The following is a 14,762-nucleotide window of genomic DNA, read 5'->3' as shown; positions in this document are numbered from 1 at the left end:
TTATTTATCCTCTTTTCTTTCTAATTCAGCAACTTGTTCAAATTTAAATCTGGGAATACTTGTTGTAAAAAATCGTGTATTAGCAACAAGAATTAAAACACCAACAAGTAACCATACCGACCCAACAATTTTAGCAATAGGTGACAAACTGATGAATATCCAGCCACTAACCAGCAAGCCAATCAATGGTGATATGGCATACTTTATCGTATTAATCAAAGACTTATCCGAATTTCGTATATAAAATTGCCATATTACCGCAAAATTTAACAAAATAAATCCGAATAAGGCACCAAAGCTAACTAGATTAGATACTGTTGTCATGTCTAGTAGAAATGATGTGACTAACGCTGCTATACCTACAAAAATAATTGCCACCCACGGTGTACGGTATTTTGGATGTATCCAAGCCAGTTGTCTAGGTAATATGCCATCTCGGCCCATTGCAAATAGAATTCTTGAAATAGCAGTTTGACCTTCTTGACCACTGGCAAATCCAAATGACAAAATAATAGAAATATTGGCTAACGTAACTAACCATTGACCACCAACCTTGCCTAGAATATCTAGAAATGCAGTGTCAGGATTTAATTTTGTATAGTCCGGTGCGACGAATCCAGCTAAAATTGTTATTATCACAAATAACGTTCCAATTGAAATGATGGATAATAAAATAGCCTTTCCAATAGATTTTTTTGGATCTTTTGCTTCCTCAGATAGTGTACTAATCGCATCAAATCCTAAATATGAAACAATTACTATACCTGTTGCTTGAAGTACGCCGGAGAAATTAAAATGTTGTGGATTATATAATGAAATTGAATGTGGCTGTATCGTTCCGTTGATTAACCCAAACACTGTACCAATTATAAAACTCAATAACACGATCGCTTGTAGACCAAATAGACCCCAGCTAATTTTAGAAACAACATCTACACCCAATAGATTAATGACTGTGTTGACTACAGTTAGAATAATAATCCAAGCCCAAAATGGTACAAATGGCAATAACTGTTTACCAAACGTAGCACTAATAAGATAAGTAATTGTTGGAATAAGGAAATAATCTAAACAAATTCCCCATCCTGCAATGAATCCCAAAGCTGAATTTGTTCCTTGCTGAATATAGGTATATACAGAGCCAGAAAAGGGATATTTGTTCGACATTGTCGCATAACTAAAACCAGTGAAAAGCATAGCGACCATTCCTACCAAATAAGCTAAGGCTACCATGCCATTGGCAGGTACTAGGAACGAGCCATAAAATGCTATTGGTGCTACCGGTATCATAAATATAATGCCATAAACTACCAAATCTTTTGTCGATAACGTTCTTTTTAAATTACTCTCACTCATACTACATACCTTCTCCGTTTAATTTAAAATATAAACTTATTTTATTAATGCCTTTTTCTGAATTTCTTGATTAATAACTGGTAACATGTCTTCTAGAACTTTTGATCTGTTCATCGCGTAAATATGTATACCATCAACGCCATGATTGATTAAATCATGTATCTGTTCTAAGGCATATTCAATTCCTGCTTGCTGCAAGCTTTCGGGATCATTTTCATATTTATGGACGATTTTAATCAGATGTGCTGGTAATGAGGAACCAATCATGTACGTCATTCTATCAACTTGTGATTTACTAATGATTGGCATAATACCAGCAGATACTGGTATCTTCATATAATTTGCTCGCAATGCATCCTGCATGCCATAAAAAACATTATTTTCAAAAAATAATTGTGAAATCAAAAAATCTGTTCCACTCAATATTTTTTCCCTGACGCCATTTAAACTAATACCAGTTACTGGATTGTCAACATGTCCTTCTGGGTAAACTGCTGCCCCAACATTTAAATCAGTGTATGACTTAATATCTTGAATTAAATCTTTTGCAAATGGATAATCATTGTTGACATAATCATCATTTGGTAAATCACCACGTAATGCCAAAATATTCTCTATACCTGCTGATTGGATGGCATCTAGATTTTCTCTTAATGACTTAGGTGTTTGATTAACACCTGTTAAATGATGTAACGCCGGTATATGATATGTATTTTGAATATATTCGGCAAGCTGTCTTGTTTTTTCGCTATTACCTGAACCACCAGCACCATATGTGACGCTAATAAAGTCGACGCCAAGTGCTTGCGGATCTACCTCATTTAATGTGTGGTAGAGCGATTCAATGGCACTGTCTTTTTTCGGTGGAAAAGTTCAAAAGATAGTACTGGCGCTTGTTTTTTTTGATAAATTGTTGTTATTTTTGTCATAAATTTTAATTATAAAATAGTCTATTACAATAGACTACTAAACCTCCCCTTAAATACACACTACGATATTATTTAGCTGCTTGATAAATTGCTTTAATATCAGTAGGACTCGTACGGCAACAGCCACCAATAATATCGGCCCCGGCTTCCTGCCAAACAGGCACTAACTGTTGCCAATTAATTGGTCCACTTTTTGTCAGCCAAGCCTTAGATATCGGATCATATATTTCTCCTGCATTTGGATAAACAATGACTTTTTTTGTCGTGTTTGGTACGATGTTTCCTAATGCGATTAAAATATTTTCAGGTGCCGTACAATTAATGCCAATAGCTTTAATTTGTTGATATGGTTCAAAATACGCCACTGCCTCTGACAGTTTAGTGCCATCCCACAAGTGATCTCCTGCTTCTGTAGAAAAACTAAAATATGCATCTATCAAAGGAAACTCATCCTGCAATAGTTCTGCTAATGCTTTTGCCTCTTCAAAATTAGGTAACGTCTCTAAAGCGATTAAATCAACATCGTTTGCTATTAATCGTGCTATTTGAGGTCGATGAAAGGCTTTGTACTCTGCACTAGACAAGCTGTAGTCACCAGTATATTCTGCACCATTTGCCAAAAATGCGCCATAAGGTCCGACTGAACCTGCTACTACAGCACTATTGTGGCTAGCTTTAATTGCCGCTTTTGCTTGTTGTACAGCCACATCAATTAATTGAAATGCTTGCTCTTCACTAATGCCCGCATTCGTAAAAGTTTTTGGATTTGCTTGATACGTATCAGTGATTAAAATTTCAGCCCCGGAATTAAGATAATCTTGATGGATTTCTTTCACAGTATCGGGAGATTGAATCAGTGCGCTGGCTGACCATAGATTATTGTCCAAATCTATTGCCCTTTTCTCTAGTTCACTACCAAACCCACCATCTAATATAATTGTTTTGTCTTTCACGAGTAACTCATTAAATTGTGTCATTATAGGATTTCTTCCTCAAATTTTTTTGTTTGATTTAGATTTACTTTGGCATGTCGTGTAAATCGTAAATAATAATAGCCGTATACAATAATAATAAATGGTACTGACCAAAGTAACGCCGGCCTTTGAACTGGATCAAAGACAACTAAAATAATTGACAACGACGAACCAATAAATCCTGCTAATGGTAATAAAGGATAGGCCCAATTAGGATACCTTAAATCTTGTAATCTATTTTCTTGTTTCAATAGTTGATAATATTTATAATGCGACCAACTAATTGCCACCCAGACGAACACAACAGCTAAACCTGAAACTTCTACCAAAATCAAATATAGTGATCCGGCAGCAATTACACTAGAACCTAGGGCTAATAAGCCGCCTATTAAACTCGCAAATAATGCTAATACTGGAATGCCATTTTTATTAGTTCTTTCAAATTTTGGTGATATTAATCCTTCATGACTTAACGACCATAACATTCGTGTTGATGCATATAATCCAGAATTTGCCATTGAAATAATTCCCGTTAGGATAACAAAGTTCATAATATCAGCAGCATAAGGTATGCCAATCATACTAAATACTGTTACAAATGGACTTTCAGTAATACCTGCTTTATTGTAAGGAATAATGGCTGCTAAGATTGTAATACTCCCCACAAAAAAGATAAGTTGCCGCCACCACACTGCTTTAATTGCTTTAGGGATAGCCTGACTTGGATTTTTAGCCTCACCAGCAGTAATTCCCATCAATTCTGTACCACTAAAGGCAAAATTAACTGCTAACATTGTTGTAAATACAGCACCAATACCATTTGGGAACACACCATGACTAAAAATGTTTTGAAAACCAGCTTCTCTTGTTTGACTCGAATGTAACACACCAGTTAGAATCAATACACCAATGACAAGAAATGCAATAATTGCCACGACCTTAATGGCTGCCAACCAATACTCACTTTCTCCAAATATTTTCACTGAAAAAATATTACTCAATAAGATGATAACAATGAATAGTCCTGAAAATGCCCACACTGGAATATTTGGGAACCATTTTTGCATAATAATTCCTGATGCTGTAAATTCAGAACCCAGTGCAATTGTCCAAGTAAGCCAATAAGAGATTGCAACAAAGAATCCAGTGGCCGGACCGATTAATTTTTGCGCGTGATAGTGAAAAGCACCTGTTTGCGGCATGGCAATTGATAATTCTGCGACACTCAACATCACCAGGTAAACCAAAAAGGCACCAACAGAATACGCTAATATTGCACCAAATGCACCAGCCTCATGAATAGTAAAAGCAGAGGATAAAAATAATCCCGTTCCAATACCACTAGCGAGTCCTATCATTTGTATCTGACGCGCACTCATCATACGTTTTAACTTGTTTGCCATTATCTACCATTCCCCTATGTTTTAATACCTTAATGACACAAAAAAATCCCGCAATCTGAACCTAATCAGATTGCGGGACGACTTCTCGTGTTACCACCCGGTTTTCGTATGCAAAAAAAAGCACACCTCATACATGATCGCTGCTAGTTATAAAAATAGCATCACAGGAATCATGGTAGCTATAACGGGCTCTCCCGGTTCATGCTTGTATGGTATTATTCCCATGCTCACAACAACTGTACTCCAAGACCATTTTCATTCGACTTTGTTGTTTACTCTCACCAAACGTAAACTCTCTTAAAACTGATATCAAACTACTCATCTTTTCATCGTTGATAATATCATAACCACAATATAAAAAAATGTCAATAGTATTTTAACTTTTATCTCATCGAATAGACTAAATCATCATAAAAATATTGGTTTGATATAAAATAACAGTCATTAAGCTAGTATCAGAATGTTGTGAAGCTAAGTTAATCCAATAAATCCATTTCCTTGTCGTGAAGGCTCTTAGTTTTTGGCTTACGCAACCCTTCTGCATACTCAATTGCAGGATTAAAGAACAAACCGCGCCATAAACCACGTATGATAACACCAAGCTTCTTACCACGATATGCAACACCACTTTTTAGTAAGGTTTTACGGAAATCACGTACGATAGCAACCATTAAAGTTTTGATCATTTCTTTTTTGGATATTCTTCTAGCTGTCAAAACTCGGTTACGGTACTCAAAGTTGTAACGCCATAACCGCGTATCATCGACTTCAGCAACGATGTCACCTGGTTTAGTATTTTCTTTAGATTTATGGATCGCAAGCGAGTTCATAACCATATACCCACGCTGAATGTCGGCGATACGATTCGTGTATTCCATGTCGTCTCCCCAAATGAAATATTCCTTTTGAGGTAACCCAACCATTGCCACCATTTCACGAGAAAACATGACAGACACAAAAGTTGAATTCACAACTTCGACTGCAGGATTTTTAGTATCTGTGAGATAACGCTGCCATGTAAATGCTCTCGGAGCAGTCACGTTCATCCATGAAGGATTTCCAGTAACACTCCCCCAACGCACCTGTGAGTTAACAAAACCCGATTTCGGATGTGTCAGCATAAAATCAACCAAATGCTCTAACGCAGCTGCTTCTGGTATCGTATCATCATCCATAAGCCATATAAAATCATCTTGCAATTTTTCGCCAAACAAGCGAACTGCTTGATTAAATCCACCAGCACCACCAAGATTTTCAGATGCATGGTAAACCACAACGCGCTCATCATCCAAATTATCCAAATATTCTTTTGTACCATCTGTTGATAAATTATTAACAACAATCACATGTGATAAATATTTAGTTTGTGCCAGAACAGCAGCTAATGATTCTTTCAAAAGCTCTAAACGGTTATAGGTCACAATCGCAGCTGCTACTGTTTTTTCAGTCATTTTGTTGGTTTCCTTATTAATTTTGTAATTCACATGTTTATACTTTTTTAAAGAATTTTAATTATAAAATTTTTACCACAAATATTTTATAAACTTCATTCTTTTACTTGAAAATAAATTCAATGTTTCAAACAGTAAAAATAGCAATAATATAATTACAGTATACATTGTCCATTTTGAAAACATTATACCAAAATATTTATGCAATATAGGAGCCAGAATTAACAAACCAAATTGTCCCATATATACAAAGCTAGAGAATCCACGTAAATGCTTAGCTGATGGTATTTGTATTTTTCGAGTAGATGTATTTATTGCAATTATCAAAACAACCATAGCTAGGATGTCAGCGAAAAATAACTGTTCATTAGAAATTGTACTCCCTGTTGAGCGCCAAAAAAATATTTCCTTAGCAATGACGGGTAATAAACCTATTACAGTAACAGTCAATAATGCAATTGGGATTTTATTTAATTTTTCTTCATATCGTGCAATAATACGACCAAAAATTAAAAAAGGTACTGCCACTAAAAACGTCTCAGCTGGTAACACATGTGGCAAATATTTTAAAATGATTGTGATACTTGAAATTTTATTCCCTTGTAATAGGATAACTAATAAAACACTAAACCAAGTTACACCAATCAAAAATTGCATCAAATACGATATTCGATCAAACATAATAAATACAATTACTATACCAATAATTGTTGCCGAAATATACCAAGAACCAATAAATGTGCTTCCTGTAAAAAAATTAAAGATATATTGGTTTAAAATTGATTTAAATAATTGTATACCCTGCTGACCCTCAAAACGATAAACTCCCCCCCATGTTAGAGGAGTTAACCACAAATATGTTATCCACCATGCAACATAAAACAGAAAAAGTCGTTTAACATATTGAAGGATGTATACTTTTTTCTCCATTACGTTTTGTAATTTTTTTTCTAATAAAAATCCTGATGATAGGAGAAAAAAGGGAACGGCAAAACGTCCTAAACCTTGAAATAAAATAATATTACTGTTTATATCTGGCAGCGGCCATGCATGTATTCCAACCACAAAAAATGCCGCGATCAATTTAAAGACATCTAACACATCATACTTTGCTGACATAGTCATCTCTTTCTTTTAGAATTAATTAGTATCCCAACTACTACCACCGAAACAACAATAGGGCCTAATTTTGCTATTTGTACCATTTTTGGTACCTTAATCCCTACCTCAACAGTATTTAATCCTGAATTTCCTATCACCTTCAGCACACCGTTGTTATTTTTTTCAGGGGTTATTTTGTATCCATTAAGTTTTACAACTGATTGTCGATATACAATTATCGGAAGATTTGTAACATGTGTCTTATGTTGATGCCATTTTACAACCAAGTTGCCTGTCTTACTAAGACTCTTCTTAACAATGATTCTCGGATTAATTATTTCTTTTTCTATAACACGATAATTTGCATCTTCATAATAAACTTGACCTCTACCGGGTAAGTAGTCAGGTGCTGAGAAGTTTACCACATTAATGCTTTTTTCAAAATCATCATTTCTATTTTCAAGAATTTTTTTTATGTTTGTTTGTGTAATGTTCCTAGATGTTGAAAATTTGGATGTTACATAATTAGGATTTTGCCAAAATTTTTGGTTAACTGTATAGTAATTTAAAAAAGAGTTTTTAATTGTCGAACCTGAAACTAATAATACACCTACTGCAATAGCAATTATATAGGACTTGTTTTGTGGAGATTTATCATGAAAACGAGATAACATAGTTACTACAAAAAAAGACAGTAAGTATACCCCTGGCAAAGTGAAACGCATAGGAAATTGAACCGTACGTAAGAACCCAATATTGTTCCAATGTTCGAGAATGAACTTTGGTCCTGAAGCAACTATTAAAAAACCAATTCCAGTAACAAATACTATCCATTGCCAATTTTGTAGCTTTCCAGAAAACGAAATAATAAGTGTTACTGAAAGAACAATTAACCAAAAATTCAAACCCTGGAATATATTAGATGATAAATTAGCAGGGTTTAAGTTGACAAATGGACTTAGAATGTTTTGAGTATGAACAATACTTATGTAGTCTGACCAATAACCCAACGTTAAACCCAAAGAAATAGTAGCCGCAACCACACTTTGTTTGAACAATTGTAAACGTTTCGGATTAGTAATCATACCGGCAATAAAAAATACACTTAAAATACTTACACCAAATACAAAAGATAGCATATGGCTCTCCAAAATAAGAGCCATTATGACACCTAATCTCAAAATACGTACTGGCTTTTCTCGATTAGAGTACATTTGAATACCGGCATCAATTACAAGCGGCATAAACATCATTCCCCAAGGCATTCCTCCTGAGCTTTGATACCAATAACTAATTGACCAAGGACTAGTTAAAGACAACACAATTGCAAATACTAGACTAAGAAAAGGTTGTTTCGAATATTTATTGAAAAGCCAATAGCTTAATCCTATTGATCCAATTGTTAATATAAAGTTAGTTATTAATTGAAATTTTAACCATGATTTTGTTAGCAGTAAGATAATTCCAAAAAAATATCCTAGCCCTGGACCATACAATGCGTTAACAACTCTTCCTGATTTGTTGAAGCCATATAATGACATTTGCGTATTATGAAAATTAAAGTTTTTAATACGTTCCATTGCTTCGAATGCACGATTAAAATGAAAAGCACTATCTGCACCAACATAAATTCCCCGTACATGTAATTGAGGGATTGCATATATAAGTGCAACGGTAAAAATAACAAAGTAGGGCCATATCCTCCTAAAACTCATGTGTTTTATTTTCGAGTCAATTTCGTTTTTCATAACTAAATATCCTCAGCAAAAACTGCTTCGACAACCTTTTGACTCGCATGTCCATCATCATATTGAATAAACTTTTGATTAAACTGACTAATTTTATCAGCATAATTAGTTGGTATCGATTCAAAGTTTACAATAGCTGCTTCCAGTTCTGATTGATTATATACTAATGGACCTGGTGCATCAGTCTCAAAATCAAAATTCAACCCTCTCGATATTGTATATGAATTATAATCATACACATAGAATATCATCGGCTTATTTAACAATGCATAATCAAACATAGTTGACGAATAGTCTGTAATCATTGCATCTGCAACAAGATAGTAATCATCTATTGAAAAGTTAAAATCAGCCAACTTAATATTTTTCATATTAGGAACACCCACAACATTTGTCCAATAGTGACCACGAATTACTAATACCACATCTTCCGGAAGACTTTGACTTAAACTATCATACTCCAGTGCCAATGTCACATCACCACGCTTTCTCCACGTTGGTGCATACAATATAATTTTTTTATCAACGGGCAGGTTCATTAAACGTTTTAATTCATTGATTTCCGTAGTATCAGACTTTTTGAACAACGCATCATTTCTTGGATAGCCCGTGTTCAAAACTTTTGCTTGATGTCGATAGGCATTCTGTGCAACGCTAGCAACAAAATCAGATGGAACTGTTAAATAATCCCAATTTTTATTTTTCTTCAAATAACGCTCGTATCCAGCAGATGACCATTCATTTAATACATCAAATCCCATCTTTTTTAACGGTGTCCCATGCATTGTTTGAAGTTCTACCTGACCCTGACGTTTAATACGTTCTGTTTGTTCAAAATTAACATTGTTGACAAAATACTTAGCACGCGCAAGATAATACCAATATTCCTTTGTACCAAATGATATAAATCGAACATTAGATAAAGTTGTATTCACTAGTATATTTTTCATAACAACGACGTGTTCAAAACCTTCATAATGAGAATTTAAATACTCATAAATAGCGCGTGGATTGTCATCAAACTTACCACCCCACAAAGAAGAATAGACTATTGTTTTTGAAAGCAAAGGTTGCTTTAGGTACTCTTTATACTCATTTTGCCAAAAATCAACTTTTTGGTTCATTTCTTTAAAATCACTACGATTGGTGTTTTGTCTAACAGCAACTTGTCGATGCTCTTCTGAATCATGAGATATAAAACGCCATTCTAGCCTCCCAACTGGAACTGTTTCACGAAGTAGTTTATGAATTGATTTTCCCCACCTCAATGGCATTGAGAATGCTGGCCGCTGTATAAATTTCATAGAAATATTTGGATGCAACCATTGCTTGTCCCCATATTGACCAAACGATAGCGGCATAGCCACTTCCCAAAGCTGTCGCTCACCAAACCCATGCGACAACTTTCTTGCCTTATAACGATTTTCTAATTCATCTTCTTCAAAAGTTAAATTGACCCAGAGTGCAGTTTTGGTCCAACCACCTAACCAAAACTGGATAATCGCTTTATCTTTGATAATTTCTAATGATTTAACAATCGGATATTCCCATGAAATAGCGAGTGTTGCAACATGATTAGATACATGAAATACGGACATGTTTTGTCCAACACTATGCGGTTCAACCACAGCTGTTTGATTCATACGAACTAATTCAAATTGCGTGCTATCTTGAAGATCATCAGTTGTTATCAGTTGCCACCATCGCTTTGCATCCGAAGAATTCTGACTTAATCGATGCTGAACCTCAGCTGATAATGTATAGTTGTTACCAACCTTCTCTAATTCAATTACTGTTTCATCACGTGAATCTCTCAAAGCAACAATTGCTTTAGCATAGCGAATGACAAAAGTATAGTTATTTTTATGGTATTGACTAGCCGTCACACATGGTGCCTCTTCAAAACGGTCGATTTTAAAACGCCAATCTGATGAATAATTTGGCAGAATAAAATCTTCATCAAACACATATCCTTCAGGACGAGGTTTATCACCTGGAACAGGTTCACTAATCAGTGTGCTCAATTCAATACCATGAACATTCTGTACTAACTCAATATAGACTGACTCATTGATGGCTTTAAAATCAGCTAACGGCATCTCAACGCGGTAGTGACTGAATCGATATTCATGCGCTGGTTTCTCAACCTTAGTTTGTGTATTATCAAACCCACTATAAGCTGTAATATCAGGATCTTCAGTGAACACTACTTTACCTGTAAAGTTAGCTATTTTGTTTTTGTATTTGTTGATATACCGAACTGTTGCAGAAGATCGATCTGTTTCATTCGTAACTTCTAAATAACGATGGTACAAATGACCCTCTAATATGATTTTGTCATCTTCCTTCACAACAGAATATAATCGTGTTTTGCTTTCAAAATCAGCTAAAAATGTTGGTAATTCAAAATCAAACTCATCTTGATATGTGCTATGTAATGTTTTATTTTGACGATCAAATGTTATGTGAAATTCACGCTTAGCATACTTTTCGATTGCCTTTTCAACCACATCTTGTGGTTGAGACAACCACACTGTGTACAAGGCTCGATACCAAAATCGTGACTGTTCAAATTGTTGTGGTGTTAACATTTCTAAGAAAGATTTGACATTATTGTATATCGCATCCTTATATGATTGATCTAAAATCAAAAAATTATCATACGTGAATGGTAACGTCAAATCAAAATCTAACATCTTGTGTAACTGTTCGTCTTGAGCAATTTTTGGCGCATTATACGCCTTCAAACTGTTCAAAATTATTTTCATACCTTTTACACGATCTGTGAAATTAGTAATTTGTCCTGTCGCTTGCGTTATTGAAGGTGCACCCGCATCTCTCGCACGCCACCAATAAACGACTTCATCTAATATATCAATTGTCTTAGCTAAACTGTACATCGGTACAACAGTTGGCATATCCTCGTACAACATTTTTTCTGGAAAATACAAACTAAACTTGAGAATAAAATCTAATCGATATATTTTATTCCAAGCCGTTGAATCCCAAACCATTTCTGGGTGTTCTTCTAATGTTGTTGCTTCATAAGTATCATGATATGCCTGGTTATGTACATAAGAAGTCCATGTTTTGCCGGAACTATTAAATCGGCGTACTGCTCCACCAATAAGATCAGAACTAGTCCGCTCAATAATCGATAACATTTTACGATAAGAATAATCCACTACAATATCATCTGGATCAACATAGGTAATATATTCTCCCTCTGCTAGATTTGTGCCACGATTACGTGCTGCACCTAACCCACCATTCTCAAAAATATACAACTCAAAAATGTCAGGATACTGTTCAACGTATTCCTTGGCAATTTCAGATGATTCATCCTTGGAACCATCGTCAATTAGAATAACCTGCATCACCTCATTAACACCTTGACGTAACAAAGAATCTAGAGCTTCTCGCAAAAATAATGCCACATTATACATTGGAACAACTACACTTAAACGTGTATTAATTCGATGACTCTTTTTGGTAACCGTTACTGGTCTATCGTAATTTTTTGGTAGATGAACAATTGGTTCTGTCATGTTTAGAGCTCCTATTTTAATTATGTATGCAAATAGGGGGTGGGCTATGCCCACACCCCTTTTTACCTTATTTTAAACAAGGTCCGCAAAATAAGCGCGGAACTTTAAGTGCAAATGCGATCCTAGTAGTAGTGTTACTAACACGAACATCCAAAAAGCAATATTTTGCGAAGGATGATCCCAAATCCAACCTGTACTGAGAAAAGAATCACGAACACCTGATATCAAGTAATAGAATGGGTTCAATTCAATTAAGCGTCCAATACGCGCATGTGTTGGTCCCAACTTATCGGCAATATCAATCACTGCACCAGAGAACCAAAAGACGAATCGCATAATTGTCTGAATCAATTGCTGATAATCAGGAAATAATACCGTAATTGTAGCATTAAATATACCTAACGCATGTAAAAATGCCAGCATAGCTAAAAAATAATAAATAAATTGAAAAGCATGCATTGTTAGGTCAACGCCTGAACCCACTGCAATGAGTACACCTACTGCCAATGTTATTGCAAATGGTATGACGTTAATCCAGGTACGAACAGTTGGCATAATACTAATCGGAAAATTCATCTTAGACACTTGTCGCACATTGCTACGTATACTCCAAGTAGCATCCATAAATGATGTATTCAAAAATAACCAGGTTGCCTGCCCAATAACTAACCAACCAACATAAGGTACGCCATCCGTTGTACCACCTTGACGTAATCCTATACCGAACACTAGCCAATAGGTTGCAATTTGCATCACTGGATTAATAATGTCCCACAAAACACCTAACGAATGATCTTTATATTTGGCACGAGTTTCATAGCGAGCCAAACGTAACATGACGGGGAAGTATTTTATTTGCTCCCGCAGCACAAGCCAAATTTCTCTCATAATTTAATTACCGTCCCAAATAAACATAAAGATAGACTGCATAAGCAAAAACACCAGTTCCAGCGATTGCTAATAACCAGTTCCACCAAGTAAGTCGACCACCAACTGCGTTATCACGAGCAATCTTTTTCTTCTCAATATCTGATAAATGGTGATCCTCTGCAATTCGTTTTGCCAATTGTGCTCGATTAAAATCATTTTGTGCTTGCTTACGCGCTGCAACATAAGATTTTTTTACGTCATCGTCTAGTTGATTGTACCATTTTGTCCAATCTTTATATTCTTGTAAAATAGTTGGTGTATCACCATAGGCACGTAATTCGCCATACTGAATCCACATTGTTTTATCAGTGAACTCTTCAATTTGACCCAATGCGTGAGAAACAAAAAATATTGTTTTTCCTGCTGCCTTGAATTCCTTCATCTTATTCAAAGCTTTTCTGGTAAATGTTTGGTCCCCAACAGAAAGTGCCTCATCAATAATCATAATATCTGGATCTTGATGAACTGCGATAGAAAATCCTAACTTAGAACGCATCCCTGAAGAATAATTTTTAACAGGTTGTTTAATGAATTTACCTAATTCAGAAAAATCCGCAATATCATCAATTTGTGCGTCAATTTCTTTATTCGATAGTCCCATCATTAATGATTTCAAGCGAATATTTTCTAATCCTGTTAAATTATCACGCAACCCGTCCCACACAGATAGTAGTGACGTCTGTCCCTTAAGAATTAAACGACCTGATGTTTCCACTAATGCGCCACTTAAAATGTTGAGTAAAGTTGATTTTCCGGAACCATTAACACCGACAACCCCAACAACATCACCTTCAAAAACATCAAAAGAAATGCCTTTAAGTCCCCAGAATTTTTCTTTTTTAGACTTTAAAGGGTTTAAAATCGCTTGGATTTTTTCGTTGCGCCCTGTTCCCATATCGTATTCTTTTGTAATATAGCGTCCGCTTACCTTTAAAGGGGCATCAGCAACGTTTTCATTACCAGGTAAATCAATTTGTTTCGCAATAGACACTGGTAAAAATGGTTCATTTAACCCACGCGGATCATTAGGCGTATAAACTGTTTTTTTGTTATCTTCAGGCATGTCTTTCCTCCGACAAAATATAAAGATGTGAAAAAGTCACAACACTATATTATACCCTATTTATAACCAAATAGTCGAATAACCACTCGAATGAACGCTCATAAAACGAAAACAAATGCTAATCTAATAACATTCTTACGTTATTTGTCTTGATACTAAAAAAGCCTCAAAAGTTTATTGAGTGAACTGACCCCCGTAAGTTGGAGTAAATCCAAACTTACGGGGGTTTGTTATGTTCTCAAAAGAAGTACAAATTGAA

Annotated in this window: 10 protein-coding genes and 1 other annotated feature; all 10 genes read right to left on the bottom strand. The window is 35.2% G+C overall.

All coding sequences use genetic code 11. The annotated features are described in order from the left end of the window. Complete coding sequence (locus K5Q13_RS00050; RefSeq protein ID WP_220738598.1) at window positions 1-1,356, bottom strand: APC family permease; 1,356 nt, start codon at window positions 1,354-1,356, stop codon at window positions 1-3. 36 nt (window positions 1,357-1,392) lie between these two features. Next, a complete protein-coding gene (locus K5Q13_RS00045) occupies window positions 1,393-2,202 on the bottom strand; it encodes a methylenetetrahydrofolate reductase (protein ID WP_246574121.1) in 810 nt (269 codons plus the stop codon). A gap of 151 nt (window positions 2,203-2,353) precedes the next feature. Then, window positions 2,354-3,262, bottom strand: coding sequence for a homocysteine S-methyltransferase (gene mmuM, locus K5Q13_RS00040; RefSeq protein ID WP_220738596.1), 909 nt, complete (start codon window positions 3,260-3,262; stop codon window positions 2,354-2,356). Further along, a complete protein-coding gene (locus K5Q13_RS00035) occupies window positions 3,262-4,662 on the bottom strand; it encodes an amino acid permease (RefSeq protein ID WP_220738594.1) in 1,401 nt (466 codons plus the stop codon). The genes mmuM and K5Q13_RS00035 overlap by 1 nt, the downstream gene beginning before the upstream one ends. A gap of 70 nt (window positions 4,663-4,732) precedes the next feature. Further along, window positions 4,733-5,001, bottom strand: a binding site (T-box leader). 137 nt (window positions 5,002-5,138) lie between these two features. Continuing rightward, window positions 5,139-6,113, bottom strand: coding sequence for a glycosyltransferase family 2 protein (locus tag K5Q13_RS00030; RefSeq protein WP_220738592.1), 975 nt, complete (start codon window positions 6,111-6,113; stop codon window positions 5,139-5,141). Between the two features lie 72 nt (window positions 6,114-6,185). Beyond that, window positions 6,186-7,232, bottom strand: a complete 1,047-nt coding sequence (locus tag K5Q13_RS00025; RefSeq protein ID WP_220738590.1) for an acyltransferase family protein — start codon at window positions 7,230-7,232, stop codon at window positions 6,186-6,188. A 2-nt stretch (window positions 7,233-7,234) separates the two neighbouring features. Then, window positions 7,235-8,962, bottom strand: a complete 1,728-nt coding sequence (locus tag K5Q13_RS00020) for a putative glycosyltransferase family protein (RefSeq protein ID WP_246574083.1) — start codon at window positions 8,960-8,962, stop codon at window positions 7,235-7,237. Window positions 8,963-8,964: 2 nt separating this feature from the next. After that, on the bottom strand, window positions 8,965-12,510 hold the full coding sequence (locus K5Q13_RS00015) for a bifunctional glycosyltransferase/CDP-glycerol:glycerophosphate glycerophosphotransferase (protein ID WP_220738588.1): 3,546 nt from the start codon (window positions 12,508-12,510) through the stop codon (window positions 8,965-8,967). A 72-nt stretch (window positions 12,511-12,582) separates the two neighbouring features. After that, the gene (locus tag K5Q13_RS00010; RefSeq protein ID WP_220738586.1) at window positions 12,583-13,398 is read right to left on the bottom strand and encodes an ABC transporter permease; all 816 of its coding nucleotides are present in this window, start codon (window positions 13,396-13,398) and stop codon (window positions 12,583-12,585) included. Window positions 13,399-13,405: 7 nt separating this feature from the next. Continuing rightward, window positions 13,406-14,503, bottom strand: coding sequence for an ABC transporter ATP-binding protein (locus K5Q13_RS00005; RefSeq protein WP_220738584.1), 1,098 nt, complete (start codon window positions 14,501-14,503; stop codon window positions 13,406-13,408). Window positions 14,504-14,762 lie beyond the last annotated feature (259 nt).

It is taken from the genome of Leuconostoc miyukkimchii (genome assembly GCF_019656055.1).
GTDB lineage: Bacteria > Bacillota > Bacilli > Lactobacillales > Lactobacillaceae > Leuconostoc > Leuconostoc miyukkimchii.
Note: the sequence above shows the minus strand (reverse complement) of the source record. Positions and strands in the feature narration are given on the sequence as shown.